This is a genomic window from Azospirillum sp. NS33, assembly GCF_059703765.1.
On sequence record NZ_BAAKJB010000002.1, the window covers coordinates 26,577 to 44,411 of the forward strand.

The 17,835-nt window shown below is 72.9% G+C and carries 19 protein-coding genes and 1 tRNA gene; 11 read left to right on the forward strand and 9 right to left on the reverse strand.

Annotated features, from left to right (window positions below; translation table 11 throughout):
• Positions 1–4 precede the first annotated feature (4 nt).
• Positions 5–928, reverse strand: coding sequence for a transcriptional regulator GcvA (locus AC6H2I_RS02740; protein WP_497499038.1), 924 nt, complete (start codon positions 926–928; stop codon positions 5–7).
• 158 nt (positions 929–1,086) lie between these two features.
• Between AC6H2I_RS02740 and AC6H2I_RS02745 the strand changes: the two genes are divergently transcribed.
• Entirely contained in the window at positions 1,087–1,314 is a 228-nt protein-coding gene (locus AC6H2I_RS02745; RefSeq protein WP_497499039.1) for a DUF1127 domain-containing protein, read from the forward strand.
• A 4-nt stretch (positions 1,315–1,318) separates the two neighbouring features.
• The gene (locus AC6H2I_RS02750; RefSeq protein ID WP_497499040.1) at positions 1,319–1,765 is read left to right on the forward strand and encodes a GFA family protein; all 447 of its coding nucleotides are present in this window, start codon (positions 1,319–1,321) and stop codon (positions 1,763–1,765) included.
• 10 nt (positions 1,766–1,775) lie between these two features.
• Here AC6H2I_RS02750 and AC6H2I_RS02755 read toward each other — a convergent pair whose 3' ends face one another.
• A complete protein-coding gene (locus AC6H2I_RS02755) occupies positions 1,776–2,693 on the reverse strand; it encodes an AEC family transporter (RefSeq protein ID WP_497499041.1) in 918 nt (305 codons plus the stop codon).
• A gap of 27 nt (positions 2,694–2,720) precedes the next feature.
• The gene (ruvX, locus tag AC6H2I_RS02760) at positions 2,721–3,275 is read right to left on the reverse strand and encodes a Holliday junction resolvase RuvX (RefSeq protein ID WP_497499042.1); all 555 of its coding nucleotides are present in this window, start codon (positions 3,273–3,275) and stop codon (positions 2,721–2,723) included.
• 127 nt (positions 3,276–3,402) lie between these two features.
• Here ruvX and gatC point away from each other — a divergent pair, with 127 nt between their 5' ends.
• The 5 genes from gatC (at position 3,403) to AC6H2I_RS02785 (ending at position 9,483) form a co-directional block, all read left to right on the forward strand.
• The gene (gatC, locus tag AC6H2I_RS02765) at positions 3,403–3,690 is read left to right on the forward strand and encodes an Asp-tRNA(Asn)/Glu-tRNA(Gln) amidotransferase subunit GatC (protein ID WP_497499043.1); all 288 of its coding nucleotides are present in this window, start codon (positions 3,403–3,405) and stop codon (positions 3,688–3,690) included.
• Positions 3,690–5,171: an Asp-tRNA(Asn)/Glu-tRNA(Gln) amidotransferase subunit GatA gene (gene gatA / locus AC6H2I_RS02770; protein WP_497499044.1), complete on the forward strand. Its 1,482-nt coding sequence runs from the start codon at positions 3,690–3,692 to the stop codon at positions 5,169–5,171. Before gatC ends, gatA begins: the two co-directional genes overlap by 1 nt.
• A 22-nt stretch (positions 5,172–5,193) precedes the next feature.
• On the forward strand, positions 5,194–6,645 hold the full coding sequence (gatB, locus tag AC6H2I_RS02775) for an Asp-tRNA(Asn)/Glu-tRNA(Gln) amidotransferase subunit GatB (protein WP_497499045.1): 1,452 nt from the start codon (positions 5,194–5,196) through the stop codon (positions 6,643–6,645).
• Positions 6,646–6,782: 137 nt separating this feature from the next.
• Complete coding sequence (locus AC6H2I_RS02780; protein WP_497499046.1) at positions 6,783–8,834, forward strand: PAS domain S-box protein; 2,052 nt, start codon at positions 6,783–6,785, stop codon at positions 8,832–8,834.
• 34 nt (positions 8,835–8,868) lie between these two features.
• Positions 8,869–9,483, forward strand: coding sequence for a glutathione S-transferase family protein (locus tag AC6H2I_RS02785; protein ID WP_497499047.1), 615 nt, complete (start codon positions 8,869–8,871; stop codon positions 9,481–9,483).
• Positions 9,484–9,505: 22 nt separating this feature from the next.
• Here the strand turns inward: AC6H2I_RS02785 and AC6H2I_RS02790 are convergent, their stop codons facing one another.
• A complete protein-coding gene (locus tag AC6H2I_RS02790) occupies positions 9,506–9,742 on the reverse strand; it encodes a hypothetical protein (RefSeq protein WP_497499048.1) in 237 nt (78 codons plus the stop codon).
• Positions 9,743–9,962: 220 nt separating this feature from the next.
• Between AC6H2I_RS02790 and AC6H2I_RS02795 the strand changes: the two genes are divergently transcribed.
• Positions 9,963–10,054: transfer RNA gene (locus AC6H2I_RS02795), tRNA-Ser, on the forward strand.
• Positions 10,055–10,106: 52 nt separating this feature from the next.
• Here AC6H2I_RS02795 and pdxR read toward each other — a convergent pair.
• Complete coding sequence (gene pdxR, locus AC6H2I_RS02800; RefSeq protein ID WP_497499049.1) at positions 10,107–11,594, reverse strand: MocR-like pyridoxine biosynthesis transcription factor PdxR; 1,488 nt, start codon at positions 11,592–11,594, stop codon at positions 10,107–10,109.
• A 98-nt stretch (positions 11,595–11,692) separates the two neighbouring features.
• Between pdxR and AC6H2I_RS02805 the strand changes: the two genes are divergently transcribed.
• Entirely contained in the window at positions 11,693–12,397 is a 705-nt protein-coding gene (locus AC6H2I_RS02805; RefSeq protein ID WP_497499050.1) for a glutamine amidotransferase, read from the forward strand.
• Positions 12,394–13,122: an MOSC domain-containing protein gene (locus AC6H2I_RS02810; protein WP_497499051.1), complete on the forward strand. Its 729-nt coding sequence runs from the start codon at positions 12,394–12,396 to the stop codon at positions 13,120–13,122. Before AC6H2I_RS02805 ends, AC6H2I_RS02810 begins: the two co-directional genes overlap by 4 nt.
• 26 nt (positions 13,123–13,148) lie before the next feature.
• On the opposite strand, the gene AC6H2I_RS02815 is transcribed toward AC6H2I_RS02810, so the two are convergent.
• The gene (locus AC6H2I_RS02815; RefSeq protein ID WP_497499052.1) at positions 13,149–14,396 is read right to left on the reverse strand and encodes an MFS transporter; all 1,248 of its coding nucleotides are present in this window, start codon (positions 14,394–14,396) and stop codon (positions 13,149–13,151) included.
• Positions 14,397–14,571: 175 nt separating this feature from the next.
• On the opposite strand from AC6H2I_RS02815, the gene AC6H2I_RS02820 reads away from it, so the two are divergent.
• Positions 14,572–15,813, forward strand: coding sequence for a molybdopterin molybdotransferase MoeA (locus AC6H2I_RS02820; RefSeq protein WP_497499053.1), 1,242 nt, complete (start codon positions 14,572–14,574; stop codon positions 15,811–15,813).
• A 15-nt stretch (positions 15,814–15,828) separates the two neighbouring features.
• On the opposite strand, the gene AC6H2I_RS02825 is transcribed toward AC6H2I_RS02820, so the two are convergent.
• The 3 genes from AC6H2I_RS02825 to AC6H2I_RS02835 are packed head-to-tail and all read right to left on the reverse strand — an operon-like array spanning position 15,829 to position 17,669.
• Positions 15,829–16,152 carry a DUF1244 domain-containing protein gene (locus AC6H2I_RS02825; protein ID WP_497499054.1) on the reverse strand — a complete coding sequence of 108 codons (324 nt, stop codon included), beginning with the start codon at positions 16,150–16,152 and terminating at the stop codon, positions 15,829–15,831.
• 15 nt (positions 16,153–16,167) lie between these two features.
• Entirely contained in the window at positions 16,168–17,424 is a 1,257-nt protein-coding gene (locus tag AC6H2I_RS02830) for a DUF2478 domain-containing protein (RefSeq protein ID WP_497499055.1), read from the reverse strand.
• Positions 17,421–17,669 (reverse strand): sulfurtransferase TusA family protein, encoded by a 249-nt coding sequence (locus AC6H2I_RS02835; RefSeq protein WP_497499056.1) that lies wholly within the window; start codon positions 17,667–17,669, stop codon positions 17,421–17,423. The genes AC6H2I_RS02830 and AC6H2I_RS02835 overlap by 4 nt, the downstream gene beginning before the upstream one ends.
• Positions 17,670–17,835 lie beyond the last annotated feature (166 nt).

The following is a 17,835-nucleotide window of genomic DNA, read 5'->3' on the forward strand; positions in this document are numbered from 1 at the left end:
GCCGTCACCCTCCCGGCCCGACCGGTTCGGGAGGGCGGGGAACGGCGGTGCCGACCTCGGCGAACAGCCAGTCGCGGAACGCCTTCACCTTGGGCCGCGTGAAGTAGTGCGGCGGGGCCACGACGTAGTAGGCGTGGGATCCCGGCAGCACCGTGTCGAACAGGCGCACCAGGCGGCCGGCGGCGAGGTCGTCGGCCACCAGCACCTCGCGGGCCAGCGCCACCCCCTGGCCCTCGGTGGCCGCCTGCAGGGTCAGGGCGGAATCGACGTAGCGGGGGCCGCGCCGGGTGTCGGCGCCCTCGACCCCGGCGGCCGAGAACCAGGTGCCCCAGGTGATCTCGTAGTCGTCGTGCAGCAGCGTGTGCTTGAGCAGGTCGGCCGGCCGCTCGATGGCCGGGCCGCGGGCGAGCCGGCAGGGCGCGCACACCGGGAACACCGGGTCGTTCATCAGCCATTGCGCCTCGACCCCGGGCCAGGGCGGGCGGCCGAAACGGATCGCCAGGTCGACGTCCTGCTGCGCGAAATCGGCCATCTGCGAGGTCGTCAGCAGGCGCAGCTCCAGGTCGGGATAGGCCGCCTGGAAGCGGCCGAGCCGCATCACCAGCCATTTCGCCGCGAAGGACGGCATGGTCGAGATCGTCAGCGATCCCGCGGAGTCGTTGCGGTAGAGCCGCTCCGTGGCCTCGGCGACGGCGTCGAAGGCCTCGCGCAGGGCCGGCAGGTAGGCCTGCCCGGCCTCGGTCAGGATCAGGCAGCGATTGAGGCGGCGGAACAGCGGCATGCCCAGCCACTCCTCCAGCGCCTTGATCTGGTGGCTGACCGCGGCCTGGGTGACGTGCAGCTCCGTGGCCGCCTTGGTGAAGGAGAGGTGGCGGGCCGCCGCCTCGAAGGTGCGCAGCGCGTTCAGCGGCGGCAGGCGGCGGCTCATGGCGTGGCGGTCCCCTGCATTAGCTTTGCTAATCGATTCTATGAGAAAGCATCGTTTGTCCGCAAGAAGCGGGTCGGCCATCTTCCCTCTTGAGACGACAGTGAGCACGGGCCGCCGAGGGCGGCGGACCCGCACATCGGACAGAGGGAGACGGGACCATGCGCACTTCGCACATCGCCAATGGCACGCCGGCGCGCACCGCGGCGGGCCTCGCCCAGAGCCTCGGCAGCGTTCTGCTCACGGCGGCCGACGCGGTGGCCACCTGGAACGAGCGCCGGCGCCAGCGCGCCGCCCTGCTGTCGCTTCCCGACCACCTGCTGCACGACATCGGGGTGACGCGCGTCGACGTCGAGCGCGAGGCCGACAAGCCGTTCTGGCAGGGGTGATCCCATGAGTGGCACTGATGCCAAGACGGAGTGGACGGGCGGCTGCCTCTGCGGCGCCGTCCGCTACACCATCGCCGGCGGGCGGCCCAGCCCGATCTCGCTGTGCCACTGCAGCCAGTGCCGGCGCCAGCACAGCCACGTCGGCGCCTACACCTCTTTTCCCCAGGCGTGGCTCACCGTCGCGGACGCCGACGGCACCCTGACCTGGTTCCATTCGTCCGACATGGCCCGGCGCGGGTTCTGCGCGCGCTGCGGGTCCGGGCTGTTCTGGCAGCCGCTGGACGGGGGTGACATGGATGCCGCGGCTGGCACCCTGGACGAGCCGACCGGGCTGGTGGCCGACCGCCACATCTACGTGACCTCCAAGGCCGACTGGGAGACCATCGGTCGCGACGGCCTGCACCAGTTGGAGACCTCCGATCCCGCCATGAAGACCTGGACGGCGGATTGAGGCTGGCGGTCTACCCCACCGCCGCCAGCACCAGGGGCAGGGTCAGGGCGGCCAGCAAGGTCTGCACCGTGATGACCGCGGCGATCAGCACGTGGTCGCCGCCCATCTGGCGGGCCAGGGCGTAGGCGCTGGCCGAGCAGGGCAGGGCGTTGAACAGCACCGCCACCGTCAGCGCCAGACCCTCGACGCCCAGCGCCATCCCGGCCGCGGCGGTGATCGCCGGCACCAGCAGCAGCTTGGTCGCGGTGGCGATGGCGACGCCCAGCCCGGCGGCCCGCGCCGCGGCGAGGTCGAGGCCGGCGCCCACCGACAGCAGGCCGACCGGCAGGGCGGCGCGGGCCAGGATCTCGACGACACCGCCGATCACCGGCGGGGCGCCCAGGCCGGACAGGTTCAGCGCAGCGCCGCACAATGCCGCCAGGATGATCGGGTTGGTGGCGAGCCCCTTGAGGACCGCCGCCGCCGACACCCCCTGGCTGTCGCGCCCCCAGCGGGCGTGGGCCAGCACGGCCAGCACGTTGACCAGCGGGATGATGAGGGCGATGCCCACCGCGATCAGGGTGAGCCCGGCGCTGCCGTAGAGGGCGCCCGCCGCGGCCAGCCCGACATAGGTGTTCATGCGCATGGAGCCCTGGAACACCGAGGCGAAGGCCGGCCCGTCGAGGCGCAGCGCCCGGCGTGCCGCGACCATCAGGAGCGCCGCGGCGAGGATGCCGGCGGCCATGGCCAGCGCCATCGGTGCCATGTCGGGGCGGCCGAGGTCGGCGCGGGCCAGTTCGCCGACGATCAGGGCGGGAAAGAGGACGACGTAGGTCAGCCGGTCCAGCCCCGCCCAGACGGTGGCCGGAAGGAATGCGCGCCGGCACAGGCCGTGGCCCAGCAGGATCAGCAGGAAGATCGGAGCGAGCGCGGCGAAGACGGGGAGCATCGGGCGGTCCGGACCGGAGGCGGCGATCTAGGCGTCGCCGCCCGTGCCCCCCTCTTGCGCCCCATCCCCGCCCTCGTCCTCATCGCGCTCGGCGGCGAGGCGGCGCTGGTGGGCCAGCGAATCGAGGGCGCCTTGCAGGATGTAGGCGGCGGCCATCTTGTCCACGACCTCGCCGCGGCGCTTGCGCGTCATGTCGGCCTCCCCGGTCATGAAGCGCTGCACCGCCGCGGTTGACAGCCGCTCGTCCCAGAACGCGATCACCGGGGCCCAGCCCAGCAGGTCGGCGCGGGCCAGCAGGTTCTCGGCGAACTGGCGGGTGGACTGGGCGCGCGGTCCGCTCGACCCGTCCATGTTGAGGGGCATCCCGATCACCAGGCCGCCGACGCCGTACTCGCGGATCGGCCGGGCCAGCTCGCGCACGTCCTCGGCCAGCCGGGTGCGGCGCACCGTGCCGATGGGCGAGGCGACCACCAGCCCGGGGTCGGACACGGCGAGGCCGATGGTCTTGGAGCCGACGTCGAGGCCCAGCAGGCGGGCCCCCCGGGGCAGGGCGGCGGCGAGGTCGCGCAGGTCGTGGATCATGGCGCGACTCATAGGCCGGCCGCGCCGCGCCGGCAAGAGCGGCGCGGCATAGTTCGTTGCGGCGCCGCCCACCGGGTGCTAGCTTCCGATCCGCTTTTTGTCCAAGACGTCGCGGAAGAGAGTAGGGATGTCGCTCGACAAGGCCGCCGTGGCCAAGATCGCGCATCTGGCCCACATCAAGGTGCCGGACGAGGAACTCGAGAACCTGGCCGGCGAACTCAGCCGGATCCTGGATTTCGTCGAGCAGCTGGGCGAGGTCGACACCGACGGTGTGGCGCCCATGGCCAGCGTCGCCGCGCAGAAGCTGCGCTGGCGCCAGGACGAGGTCACCGATGGCGGCTACGCCGAGGCGGTGCTGAAGAACGGACCGGATACGGCCGAAGGCCATTTCTGCGTGCCCAAGGTGGTCGAGTGATGAGCAACCTGACCCGCCTGACCATGGCCGAGGCGCTGACCGGCCTCGCCGCCAAGGAGTTCACCGCGGTCGAGCTGGCCGAGGCCCATGTTCGCGCGGTGGAGGCAGCCCGCCCGCTGAACGCCTTCATCACCGAGACGCCGGAGATCGCCCTGGACATGGCGCGCGCCTCCGACGCGCGCCGCGCCAAGGGCGAGGCCGGGCCGATGGACGGCCTGCCCATCGCGGTCAAGGACCTGTTCTGCACCAAGGGCACGCTGACCACCGCGGCCAGCCACATCCTCGACGGCTTCGAACCGCCCTACGAGTCCACCGTGACCGCCAATTTGTGGCGCGACGGCGCGGTGATGCTGGGCAAGGTGAACCTCGACGAGTTCGCCATGGGGTCGGCCAACATCACCTCCTATTACGGCGAGGTGGTCAGCCCGTGGAGCCCCGGCGCGCCCGGCGCCTGGTCGCGCCGGCTGGTGCCCGGCGGCTCGTCCGGCGGCTCGGCCGCGGCGGTGGCGGCGCGCTGCGCGCTGGGCGCCACCGGGACCGACACCGGCGGCTCCATCCGCCAGCCCGCGGCGCTGACCGGCATCGTCGGCACCAAGCCGACCTACGGCCGGTGCTCGCGCTGGGGCGTGGTCGCCTTCGCCTCGTCGCTGGACCAGGCCGGGCCGATGACCCGCACGGTGCGCGACAGCGCGATCATGCTGCGCTCCATGGCCGGCTTCGACGCCAAGGATTCGACCAGCGTCGACATGCCGGTCCCCGATTTCGAGGCGGCGTTGACCGGCGACGTGCGTGGCCTGCGCGTCGGCATCCCCAAGGAGTACCGGATCGACGGCATGCCCGCCGAGATCGAGGCGATGTGGCAGCGCGGCGTGGAGTGGCTGAAGGCCGCCGGAGCCGTACCGGTGGAGATCACCCTGCCGCACACCAAGTACGCGCTGCCCACCTACTACATCGTGGCGCCGGCCGAGGCGTCGTCGAACCTCGCCCGCTACGACGGCGTGCGCTACGGTTTGCGGGTCGACGGCGGCAGCCTGAAGGAGATGTACGAGAACACCCGTGCCGCCGGCTTCGGCCGCGAGGTGCAGCGGCGCATCCTCATCGGCACCTACGTGCTGTCGGCCGGCTATTACGACGCGTACTACCTCAAGGCTCAGAAGGTGCGCACGCGCATCAAGCAGGACTTCGACGCGGCGTTCGGCCAATGCGACGTCATCCTGACGCCGACCGCGCCGTCCGGTGCCTTCGCCATCGGCGAGAACATGGATGACCCGATCCAGATGTACCTGAACGACGTCTTCACGGTCCCGGTGAACCTCGCCGGCCTGCCCGGCATGAGCCTGCCGGCCGGCCTCGACGCCAACGGCCTGCCGCTGGGCCTGCAGCTCATCGCCAAGCCGTTCGACGAGGAGACCCTGTTCCGGGTCGGCGGCGTGCTGGAAGAGGCGGCGCAGTTCACCGCGACCCCGCCGTTCATGGCCTGAGCCCGAGAAGAAGAGCAGAGCGATGACCTACATCCAGGGTGACACGGGCGAATGGGAAGTGGTGATCGGGCTTGAGGTCCACGCCCAGATCATCTCCAAGGCCAAGCTGTTCTCCGGCGCCGCCACCGACTTCGGCTCGGCCGCCAACAGCCAGGTCAGCCTGGTCGACGCGGCGTTCCCCGGCATGCTGCCGGTGATCAACGCCTATTGCGTCGAGCAGGCGGTGCGCACCGGGCTGGGGCTGAAGGCCGAAATCAACCACCACTCGGTGTTCGACCGGAAGAACTACTTCTACGCCGACCTGCCCCAGGGCTATCAGATCAGCCAGTTCCTGCAGCCGGTGGTCGGCCGCGGCGAACTGGTGCTCGACCTGCCCGACGGGTCGAGCCGCTCGGTCGGCATCACCCGCCTGCACCTGGAGCAGGACGCCGGCAAGTCGATCCACGACCTGCACCCGTCCAAGACCTTCATCGACCTCAACCGGTCCGGCGTGGCGCTGATGGAGATCGTGTCGGAGCCCGACCTGCGCTCGGCCGACGAGGCCGCGGCCTATCTGCGCAAGCTGCGCTCGATCCTGCGCTACCTCGGCACCTGCGACGGCAACATGGAGGAAGGCTCCATGCGCTGCGACTGCAACGTCTCGGTGCGCCGTCCCGGCGGACCGCTGGCCACGCGCTGCGAGATCAAGAACGTCAACTCCATCCGCTTCGTCCATGCCGCCATCGAGTTCGAGGCGCGCCGCCAGATCGAGGTGATCGAGGAGGGCGGCACCATCGTCCAGGAGACCCGGCTGTGGGACACCACGCGCCTGGTCACCCGCTCGATGCGCTCCAAGGAGGAGGCGCACGACTACCGCTACTTCCCCGATCCCGACCTGCTGCCCCTGGAGCTCGACCCCGCCTGGGTCGAGGCGATCAAGGCCGACCTGCCGGAGCTGCCGGACGAGAAGAAGGCGCGCTTCATCCGCGACTACAGGCTGTCGCCCTACGACGCCAACGTGCTGGTGAACGAGCGGGCCAAGGCCGACTACTTCGAGACGGTGGCCAAGGGGCGCGATCCCAAGATCGCCTCCAACTGGGTGACGGGGGAGCTGTTCGGCGCCCTGAACCGGGCCGGCAAGGACATCGAGGACAGCCCGGTGGCCGCCGCCGACCTCGGCGCGCTGCTGGACCTGATCGCCGACGACACGATCTCGGGACGCATCGCCAAGGACGTCTTCGAGACCATGTTCGAGACCGGCGGCAAGCCCGGCGACATCGTCGAGCAGAAGGGGCTGCGCCAGGTCACCGACACCGGCGCCATCGAGTCCGCCATCGACGCGGTGCTCGCCGCCAACGCCGACAAGGTCGAGGAATACCGCGGCGGCAAGGACAAGCTGTTCGGCTTCTTCGTCGGCCAGACCATGAAGGCCACCCAGGGCAAGGCCAACCCGGCGCTGGTCAACGAGATCCTGAAGGCCAAGCTCGCGGGCTGACGCCGGCCCGGCGCCAGGGTGCCGGCGCCCGGGGGGGCCGGCGCCCCCGGCGCCAGGGGCCGCGGGGACGCGTCCCCGAGGCTTCGTCGACGTTGCATTTTCCTCGCTGCCTGTGTCCAGTGGGACGGGAGGCCGAGGTGAGTGCACTGACCCTGATCGTGGCGGTCGTGGCGTTGCTTGCCGGTGCGGCGGGCGGCGTCCTGGTGGGGCGGCGCCATCCGGCCGCGGCGATCGTCGACCGGCGCCTGCGCACGGTCCTCGACACCGCCCCGGTCGGCGTGGTCGTCAACACCCGCGCGGGCGTCAACCTCTACCACAACGCGCGGGCGCGCCACTTCTTCCGCAAGAGCGACGACGCGTTCGCGACGGGCGGCGCGATGGCCCTCTATGCCCGTCCCGAGGACCGTCGCGCCTACCTGGAGCGGCTCTACCGCGACGGCTCCGTCGCCGAGGAGGAGGTCCTGGTCCGCAGCGGCGACGGCGCCATCCACCTGGGCAGCATGACGTCGGCGGTGACCACCTATGGAGGCGGCACGGCGCACGTCACCTGGTTCCATGACCTGACCCCGCTGAAGCGGGCCGACGCCGACCGCCGGGCCCTGGCGGAGCGGCTGGAGGTGGCCCTGAAGGCGACCAACGCCGCGGCGTGGGACGCCGACCTGGTCAACGCCACGTGCTGGTGGTCGGACAGCTTCCCGCGGATGCTGGGCTTCGATGACACGCCGGAGATGCCCCCGGATTTCTGGGAGCGGCGGCTGCACCCGGACGACCGCGAGCGGGTGCTGGGCACCATCGACGCCCACCTCCGCGGCGAGACCGACGGCTACGACTACACCTACCGCCTGCGCCACGAGGACGGCTCCTGGCTGTGGGTCGAGGCCAAGGGGCGCGCCATCATCCACGACCAGGCCGGGCGCGCCGTGCGCTACGTCGGCATCATGGCCGACGTGTCGGAGCGGCGCCGCCAGGAGGAGCAGGTGCGGCGCAGCGAGGCCCAGCTCCGCCGCGTGCTGGAGGTCAGCCCGATCGCCTGCAACGTGACCACCCACGACGGCCACTGGCTGTTCTGCAATGCGCAATCGGCCCGCGTGCTGGGCCGCGGGCGGGAGGAGCTGCTGGCGACCCGGGCGCCGCTCCTCTACGCCGACCCGCAGGACCGCGCGCGCCTGCTGGCGCGGCTGCGCCGCGAGGGCGCGTTCCGCGACGCCGAGGTGGCCTTCCGCCGGGGCGACGGCGGCACCGTGTGGGTGCTCGCGTCCTGGGACGAGATCGTGTTCGAGGGGCAGCGGGCGCTGCTCACCTGGCTCTACGACATCACCGACCGCAAGGCCGGCGAGGCGGAGCTGCGCGCCGCCAAGGATGCGGCGGAGCGGGCGCTGGCCGACCTGAGGGTCGCCCAGGAGGGGCTGGTCCAGGCCGAGACCATGGCGTCCCTCGGCCAGCTCGTCGCCGGCGTGGCCCACGAGATCAACACCCCCGTCGGCATCGGGCTGACCGCCGCGACCCACCTGGCCGAGCAGACGCGCGCCCTGCGCGCCCGATTCGCCGAGGGCACGATGCGCCGCTCCGACCTCTCCCTCTACCTGGACGCGGTCGAGGAGGCGGCACGCCTGCTGGTCGCCAACGTCAACCGCGCCGCCGAGCTGGTCCAGGGGTTCAAGCGGGTGGCGGTGGACCAGAGCTCGAGCGAGCGCCGGACGTTCGATCTCGGCGTCTACATTGGCGAGGTGCTGTTCAGCCTGCGCCCCCGCCTGCGCCGCACCGGGGTGGCGGTGGAGGTGGCCTGTCCGGAGGGCATCGTCATGGACAGCTACCCCGGCGCCCTCGCCCAGGTGGTGTCGAATCTGGCGATCAACGCCGTGGTCCATGCCTTTCCCGGCGGTGGCGGGCGGCTGCGGATCGCGGTGCGCCGCACCGCCCCGGACGGGGTGGAGATCGAGGTCGCCGACGACGGGGCCGGCATCGGCCGCGACCATCTGGAGCGGATCTTCGACCCGTTCTTCACCACCAAGCGCGACGAGGGAGGCAGCGGACTGGGCCTGCACATCGTCCGCAGCACGGTGGCGGGAGCGCTGGGCGGGACGGTGAGCGTCGAGTCGACGGTGGGGGAGGGTACCCGTTTTCTCTTGACCCTGCCATGCACGGCGCCGACCGCGCTGGACCCGGCCGGCGAACTCTCGGCATCCTGAGGCCGGTGCAACGACCGGAACGGGGAATGACGGGATGATCGAGCTGTACACCTTCGGCACGCCCAACGGCCGCAAGGTTTCCATTATGCTGGAAGAGATCGGGCTGCCCTACCGTGTGCACCCGGTGAACATCGCCAAGGACGAGCAGTTCGACCCCGCCTTCCTGGCCATCAACCCCAACAACAAGATCCCGGCGATCGTCGACCCCGACGGGCCGGGCGGCGCCCCGCTGTCCCTGTTCGAATCGGGGGCGATCCTGATCTACCTGGCGGAGAAGGCCGGGACCCTGCTGCCCCAGGACCCCCGCGGCCGGATGACGTCCCTGCAGTGGCTGATGTTCCAGATGGGCGGCGTTGGCCCGATGCTGGGCCAGGCCCACCATTTCCGGCGCTTCGCCCCGGAACCGGTGCCCTACGCCATCGACCGCTTCTCCACCGAGGCGGCGCGGCTCTACCGGGTGATGGACGCCCGGCTGGCCGAGGCCGAGCACTTCGCCGGCCCCTACTCCATCGCCGACATCGCCATCTATCCCTGGCTGCAGCGCTGGGAGTGGCAGGGCATCGATCTCACGGCCTTTCCCAACGTGACGCGCTGGATGGACGCCGTGGGCGCCCGCCCGGCGGTGCAGCGGGGCATGGCCGTTCCCTGATCGCGCCGGCGGGTCCGGGGGCTCAGGCGGCGTGCAGCTCGTGGAACTGCAGGTGCTTGGGCCGCCGGCCGCGCCGCTTGGGTGCCGCGAAGGCGACGCCGTTGCCGTCCTGCCCGTCCGCCTCGGCCCGCAGCTCGGCGATGCAGCGCTCCAGCAGCTCCTTCTCCCGCATGTCCTCGCGGTCGGTGATCTCCAGGCAGCTCAGCTTGTTCTCGACGAGGTCGATCAGCGTCTCCACGCAGCGCTTCGACATGGCCATGGCTTGCCCCCCTCTCCGACGGTCCGACCAGGTTCTGCGGCGTTCACCGCTGTGCCCGGCCATCATAAGGCATCAGGCTAAAATGTCGATAAAATTTTACACATATTTATCTCATCATTCGTTCGAAAGGGCGTCGTGGCTGGAGCGGTAGACGTTGACAACGGCGCATGCCGCCCGCTAGAACCCTCTCCAGCCACGACGCCCCAGGGCGTCCGCCGGTGGAGCGGTGGGTGAGTGGCTTAAACCAGCAGTTTGCTAAACTGTCGTACGGGTTAAACCGTACCGGGGGTTCGAATCCCCCCCGCTCCGCCATTTCAAAATCATCCCCCGCGGGTTTGAAACAGGGCCGCGCCGACGGGCCGGCTCAGCCGGCCGCAGGCCGCATGGCGTCCCCTGCGGTTGCCGCCAGGATTTTCACCGCGCGCGCCATGTCGTCCTCGTCCAGGGTGGCGAAGCCCAGGCGGAAGGCCTGCGGGGCCGCCGCCGGGTCCAGGCAGAGGGCGGCCCCCGGCGTGACGGCGAGGCCGTGGCCGCGGGCGGCGGCACTCCACGCCACCGCGTCCAGCCCGTCCGCCAGCCGCGCCCACAGCGCCAGGCCGCCGGCCGGAACGGCGCAGGACAGGTGGTCGCCAAGAGCCTCCCGCAGTGCCGCCACCAGGCGGTCCCGCCGCGCGTGGTAGACGCGCCGGGTCTTGCGGACGTGGCGGCCGAGGTCGCCGTCGCGCAGCAGTTCGGCCACGGCGTTCTCTAGCGGAACGTCGCCCTGGCGGTCGATGGCCTGCCGCAGCGCCGCCATGCGCGCCACCAGCGCCGGGGATCCCGCCGCGTAGCCCAGCCGCAGGCCCGGCGCCAGAACCTTGGACAGCGACCCGACATAGACCAGATCCAGCCCGCCGTCCGCTCGCGCCGCCAGGGGTAGGACGGGACGGCCGTCGAAGCGGTACTCGTGGTCGTAATCGTCCTCGACGATGGCCAGGCCGTGGCGGCGCGCCACCTCCATCAGTCCGATGCGCCGCGCGGCCCCCATGGTCACCGTCGTCGGGTACTGGTGGTGGGGCGTCACATAGACCACCCGCAGCCCGGGCGTGGTCCGCCGCACGGCGTCGAGATGGTCCAGCGAGAGGCCGTCGGCGTCGACCGGGACCGGGACGACGCGGGCCCCGGCCGCCCGGAAGGCCGCGGCGGCCAACGGGTAGCCCGGGTCCTCGACGGCGATCGACTCGCCCGGGGCCAGCAGAGCGGATGCGGCGAGAAACAGGGCCATCTGGCTGCCCCGGGTCACCATGATCGCGTCCGGCCCCACGGCCATCGCGCGCTCCGCCGCGAGGTGGTCGGCCAGCGCCGCCCGCAGGGTCGGGGCGCCCCGGGCGTCGCCATACCCGCCGGCGTGGAGGAAATCGGGACGGCGCAACGCCCGCCGCAGCGCCCGCGCCAGCTCCGCCACCGGCAGCAGCCGGGCGTCCGGGGCGCCGTCGGAGACCCGCAGCAGGGGCCTTTCGTCCAGCGGCGTGGCCGGGGTGGGGGCGGGCGGGGTGGCGGCGTCCATGCAGGGCTGGCCGGGCCGTGGTGGACGGTCGCGGCGGACCGTCGCCCGGTCGACCGGCAGGTCGTGGGCGACGAAGGTGCCGCGCGCCGGGCGCGCCACCAGCCAACCCTGCATGGCCGCCTCGTGATAGGCCGCGTCCACCGTGTTGCGATGAAGGGCCAGGGCGCGGGCCAGGGTGCGGGTGCCGGGCAGGCGCTGGCCCGGCTTCAGGCGGCCGCGCTCGACGGCGGCGATGATCGCGTGGGCCAGTTGCAGGAACACCGGGCGGCCCGACGCCCCGTCCAGTTCGAAGGCGATGTCCTGCATCAACTGGCCTACCGATATTCGTGAACCTGGCCATGGTAGACCGGCCACGTGTTCTGTATGGGAGGAGGACAGCGCCGATCAAGACCGGAGACCGCCCCATGCCCCGCACCGCCCTGGCCCTCCGCCACGTCCACTTCGAGGATCTCGGCACCTTCCGGCCGGTGCTGGAGGCGGCGGGCTACGCCATCCGCCTGTACGACGCGGGCGTCGACACCCCGACCCCGGCGGAGATGCTCGACGCCGACCTGGTGGTCGTGCTGGGCGGCCCCGTCGCGGTCTACGACGGCGACCGCTACCCCGTGCTGGACGCGGCGCGCGATGCGCTGCGCGACCGCCTCGCCGGCGACCGCCCGACCTTGGGCATCTGCCTTGGGGCCCAGCTGATGGCGGCGGCGCTGGGCGCGGCGGTCGCGCCGACGGGTGCGGCGGAGATCGGATTCGCGCCGGTGGCGCTGACGCCGGCGGGCCGGTCCGGGCCACTCCGGCATCTCGACGGGGTGCCGGTGCTGCACTGGCACGGCGACGCCTTCGCGCTGCCGCCGGGGGCGGACCGGCTGGCGCACACCGAGCTGTGCGCCAACCAGGCGTTCGCCCGCGGGCCCGCCATCCTCGGCCTGCAATTCCATCCCGAGGCCGAAACGGGCGCCGGGTTCGAGCGCTGGCTGATCGGCCACGCCCATGAACTGGCGGCGAACGGCGTCGATCCCCGCCGCCTGCGCGCCGACGCCGCCGTGCACGGCGCCGGGCTGCGGGACGCCGGGCGGGCGATGCTGGCGGAGTGGCTGGAGGGGCTGCGGCGATGACCGTGCCCGTCGACGCCGTCCTCGTCGGCGCGGTGGCGCCGTTCGGCCCCCGGGGCGTGCCCAGCGCCATCGCCAAGCGCCCGGTGGCCGGTCCGATCCATCTCGGGCGCGAGGGCTTCGCCGGCGACGCCCAGGGCGACCGGCGTCATCACGGCGGGCCGGACAAGGCGGTGCACCACTACCCGCGCGACCACTACGCGGCCTGGGCCGGGGAGATCGGCGGCACCGCCCTGCTGGAGCGGCCCGGCGCCTTCGGCGAGAACCTGTCCACCCTGGGCCTGACCGAGGCCGACGTGGCGATCGGCGACGTGTTCCGCCTGGGCGGGGCGGTCATCGAGGTGTCCCAGGGCCGCCAGCCCTGCTGGAAGCTGAACCACCGATTCGGTGTGGCCGACATGGCGCGCCGCGTCCAGGCCAGCGGGCGCACCGGCTGGTACTGCCGGGTCATCGAGGAGGGGACGGTGACGCCCGGCGACGCCCTGCGGCGTCTCGACCGGCGGGCGCCGGACTGGCCGCTGTCGCGGCTGTGGCGGGTGCTCTACGCCGGCACCCTGGACCGCGACGAACTGGCCGCCATGGCCGCCCTGACGCGGCTCCCCGAGGGGTGGCGGCGGCTGGCCGAACGCCGCCTCGCCACGGGGGCGGTGGAGGACTGGGAGCGGCGGCTGGCCGGCCCCGCGGCCGCCGACCATGGCGCGGGGCGGCCCGGCGGCGGCGGCGCGTAGAGGGAGCGGAGGCGGCGCCGTCCACCTTACAGGATGCGCGAGCGGAACCACGCGGCCAAGGCCAGCAGCAGCAGGCCGACCGCGGCGAACAGGGTGGGGAAGCCGGCGGTTTCCGCCACATGGCCGGCGATCGCCACGCCGGCGGCCTGGCCCAGGAACAGGCAGCTTGCGAACACCGACACTGCGAGGCCGCGGGCGTGCGGGGCCATCTGCGTCGCCCGGGTCTGCAGGGTGTTGTGGAACAGGTAGAATCCGGTGCCGCAGGCGACGATCCCCGGCACCACCAGCCACCACGCCGGCACCAGGGCGAACAGGCCGTAGCCGGCGGCCAGCAGCAGGCCGCCTGTCAGCACCATGCCGGGCTGGCCCAGCCGGCGCACGACCTGGGCGGCGAACAGGGTGTAGGCCAGCGCGCCCGCGCCGAAGGTCGTCAGCAGCAGGCCGATGGTGGCGTAGTCGAAGCCGTAATCGAGTCGCAGGAACGCGCCGAGGTAGGAGAAGGCGCCGAAGAACAGCATGCCCTCGATGAACACCGTGCCCAGCACCCGGCGCACCGTGGGCGAGGCGGCGAGGCCGCGGTAGGCGCACACCAGGCCGGCGATGCCGGTGCGCTGGCGGGTCTCCACCACCCGCGGCGAGCGCCACTCCACCAGCAGCAGGCCGGCGATGACGAAATAGGCGGCGGCGAACAGGACGAACACGCCGCGCCAGCCCACGAACTCGCCGAGGATGCCGCCCAGGGACTGGCCGGCGATGATGCCGAGGATCTGGCCGGAGATGAAGCGGGCCAGCACCGGCTGGCGCTGCTCGTACGGAACGTGGTCGCCGATGTAGGCCATGGAGAGCGGGATCAGCGCCGCCGCCGTGGCCCCGCCGGCCAGCCGCAGCAGCCCCAGGGTGGCGAGGTCGGCCGCGAACGCCGCGGCGAGGGTGGCGAAGGCGCCGAGGAAGGTGGCCACCGTGATCGTTCCGTATTTGCCCCAGCGGTCGCCGAGCGGACCGAAGACGATCTGGCACAGGCCGTAGGACAGGGTGTACGCGGTGGCGATCACCGACGCGTCGGCGACGCTGGCCCCGAACTCCTCCGCGACCTGGGGCAACAAGGGGTCGGCCACCCGCAGCGTCGTCGCCGACGCGAAGCCGGCGCAGGCCAGGACCAGCAGCGGGCGGGCCGACAGGGTGTGCGGGGGCGGGGCCATTGTGGCGGGGGCCGTGGTGGCGGCACTGGTGGCGGGGGCGGTGGCGGCGTCGGCCACGGGCGGGGCGTCGGGCATGGGCGACGGTATGCCGCAGCCGGGGCCGCCGCCAACAGCCGCATGGCAGCCCCGCATTCCCCGGGGGCGGGGCGGAACGGCGCGCCCGCGGCGCCTTGACGGTTGCCAAGCGCCGTGGCGGCGGCGACCATGGGGCAAACGCGGCGCCACGCCCGCGGACAGAGGACGATCTGCCATGGACTGCGACACCGCACCGGGCCCCGGCCCGATGCCTCTCGACGACGCCCTGGCCCGGGTGGCCGCCGCCTACGGGCCGGTCACCGGGGTGGAAACCGTGGCGCTGGCCGACGCCGTCGGCCGCGTCCTGGCCGAGCCGGTGAGCGCTGCGATGGACGTGCCGCCGGCCGCGGTCTCGGCGATGGACGGATACGGCTACGCCACGCCGGCCGACGGCGCCGGCCCGCTCCGCCTGCCGGTGGTCGGCCGGGTGCCGGCCGGCACGGTCTTCCCGGGCACGGTGGCGCCGGACACGGCGGTGCGCATCTTCACCGGCGCGCCAGTCCCGCCGGGCGTCGACACCATCGCCATGCAGGAGGACTGCACCCAGGACGGCGACGTCGTCACCGTCGCCGATCCGCCGCCCCGGGGCGCCAACATCCGGCCCGCCGGCGAGGACATGCGGGCCGGCGCGGCGGTGCTGGCCCCGGGCCGGCGCCTGCGCGCCCAGGAGGTCGGGCTGGCCGCGGCGGTGGGGCGGGCCCGCCTTCAGGTGCGCCAGCGGCTCAAGGTGGTTCTGTTCTCCACCGGCGACGAGCTGCGCGAGCCGGGGACGGACAAGCCGGCCGGCGCCATCTACGACGCCAACCGCTACACGGTGGGGGCCCAGCTCGCCACCCTGGGCGTGGAGGTCGAGGACCTGGGCATCCTGCCCGACCGGCCCGACGCGGTGCGCGCCGCCCTGGCCGACGCCGCCGGGCGCGGCGACCTGGTGATCACCTCGGGCGGCGTGTCGGTGGGCGGCGAGGACCACGTCAAGGCGGTGGTGAACGAGTTGGGCGGCGTCGACCTGTGGCGCCTCGCCATCAAGCCGGGCAAGCCGCTGGCGCTGGGCCGCATCGGCGGGGCGGTGTTCCTCGGCCTGCCGGGCAACCCGGTGTCGGCCATGGTCACCTTCATGCTGGTGGGGCGGCCGCTGGTGCTGCGCCTGGCCGGGGCGGCGCCGACCCCGGTGGCGCGCTGCCTGGTGGTGGCCGGCTTCACCTTCACCCACCGGCCGGGCCGGCGGGAGTTCCTGCGGGCCCGGCTGGAAACCGCCGCCGACGGCCGGCCGGTGGCGCGCAAGTTCCCCAACGACAGCTCCGGCGTGCTGACCTCGATGGTCGAGGCCGATGGGCTGGTCGACATGCCCGCCGAGGCGACCACCATCCGCGAGGGCGACATGGTGGCCTTCCTGCCCTTCACCGGGCTGTTCGGGTAGGGGGGCGGGGGCGCATCACCCCTTGGTGTGGCCGCTGATCACCGCGTGCAGCGGCTTGGTCTCCTCGTAGACGCGCTGCTGCTCGGCCGTGGCCTCCCTCTGGTGGAGGGTCTTCCACTCGCCGTAGGGCATGCCGTAGACGGCGGTGCGCGCCTCCTCGTCGCTCAGCGGCACGCCGCGCTCCTTGGCGGCGGCCAGGTACCATTTCGACAGGCAGTTGCGGCAGAACCCGGCGAGGTTCATCAGGTCGATGTTCTGCACGTCGGTGCGCTTTTGCAGATGCGCCACCAGGCCGCGGAAGGCCGCCGCCTCCAGTTCGGTGCGGGTCGTCTCGTCCATGTCTCTTCCCTTGTTCTACGGGGTGGTGCGGTGGCGGGTGACCATGCGTCCGTGGACGTGGAACTGCTTGGACGAGCCGCCCGCCTGGATGACCCGGCAGACCGCGCCGCTCTCGGCCGCGACGAAGCCCGACAGGGTGTGGATGCCGTAGGTGAACAGCCGGTCGCTCATCGGCGTGCCCGGGCCGATCAGCGCGACGGGAACGCCGCGGGCCGCCGCCAGCAGCCGCGGCAGCGTCCGGTTGGCCAGGGTCGAGGCGGTGATCGCCGCGCCGTCCGCGCCGGGCAGCAGCCAGTCGGCCGCCGGCGCCGGGTACTGGCCGGGGGCGGGGTCGATCTCCACCACCTGGGCGTGGGGCAGGCGCTCCTTGATCTGGGGGAAGCCGCCCACCACCACGACCCGGCTGTCGGGGGCGGCGAACAGGTCGAGGCCGTTGGTCGCCTCGCCCTCCAGGTCGGCCCGGTTGTAGTGGGCGTTGATGGCGGCCATCCCCACCGCCGCCTCCAGCGGGTCCCAGGAGCGGGCCGCCTGGGCGGCGAGACCGGCCAGACCGGCGCCCGCCCAGGCCTCGGGCGGGGGCGCGTCGACCACCGCGGCGGGACGGGCGGTCAGGCCCATGCGCCCGTCCGCCGTCTCCAGCAGCAGCCATTTCGGGCCGACCACCACCCGCGCCACCGGCGCGGTACCGTCGCCCCCGCCCTCGCCGGCGGCGACGCCCAGCGCCAGGTCCTCGTACAGGCGGTGCGGACCCCACCAGCGCCACACCGCCTCGCTGTCGGGGGCCAGCAGGTCGCCGTAGCCGCCGGTGAAGGCGTGCCATTCGTTGAGGTAGCGGCTGCCGACGCTGGTCAGCACCGGGATGCCCTCGGCCATGGCGGATAGGATCTCCTGGGACAGGCCGCTGCCGTGCGCCTCCAGACCGGCGAACTTGTTGACGACGATGAGGTCGGCGCGCTCCGCCACGGCCCGGCGCACCGCCTGGCTGGCCTCGGCCACCCCCGTCGGGTCGACCCGGCAGGCCTGGGACTCCCGCCCCAGGTTCTGGGAGATGCCGAAGCGCCGCCCGCTGGCGACGTCCACCAGCTCCATCTGGTCGGCGCAGTCGTCGCCGCCGCCGAAGTTGCGCTGGATCACCCCGCCGACCCGGAAGCCGCGGCGCTTCAGCTCGAAGACGAAGCCCTCCAGCAGGCGGTCCACGTCGTGGGAGCCGGGGCCGTGGATCACCGCGCCAGGGCGCAAGGTCGGCGGGGCGGCGGCGGGCAGCGTGCTCATCGGGTGGCCTCCCGGGCCGGACCGCCGCAGCGGATGTGGTAGACGAAGACGTCGTCGCGCGTCTCGTGGGCCAGCAGTTCGTTCGCCGTGGTGTTGCAGAAATGGCGGAAGTCGATGACCGACGCGGGGTCGGTGGCGTAGACGACGACCTCCTCGCCGGCGGCCATCGTGTCCAACAGGCGGCGCGTCCGCAGGATCGGCAACGGGCAATGCAGCCCCCGCACGTCGAGCTCTCTTGCAGCCACTCCGGTGCCCCCATGCCATCAGGTGTCGATCGGCGGCGATGGTAGCGCCATTGCCCCGGCCGGTCCACGGGCCGCGGGGCCGCGCCCCCACGGGCGGTGGCACGAAGCGCCCGGGGCCCGTCGCGAAATCGGGGGGGCGTTGTGCTCTTTTCCCTGTCCACGGTGT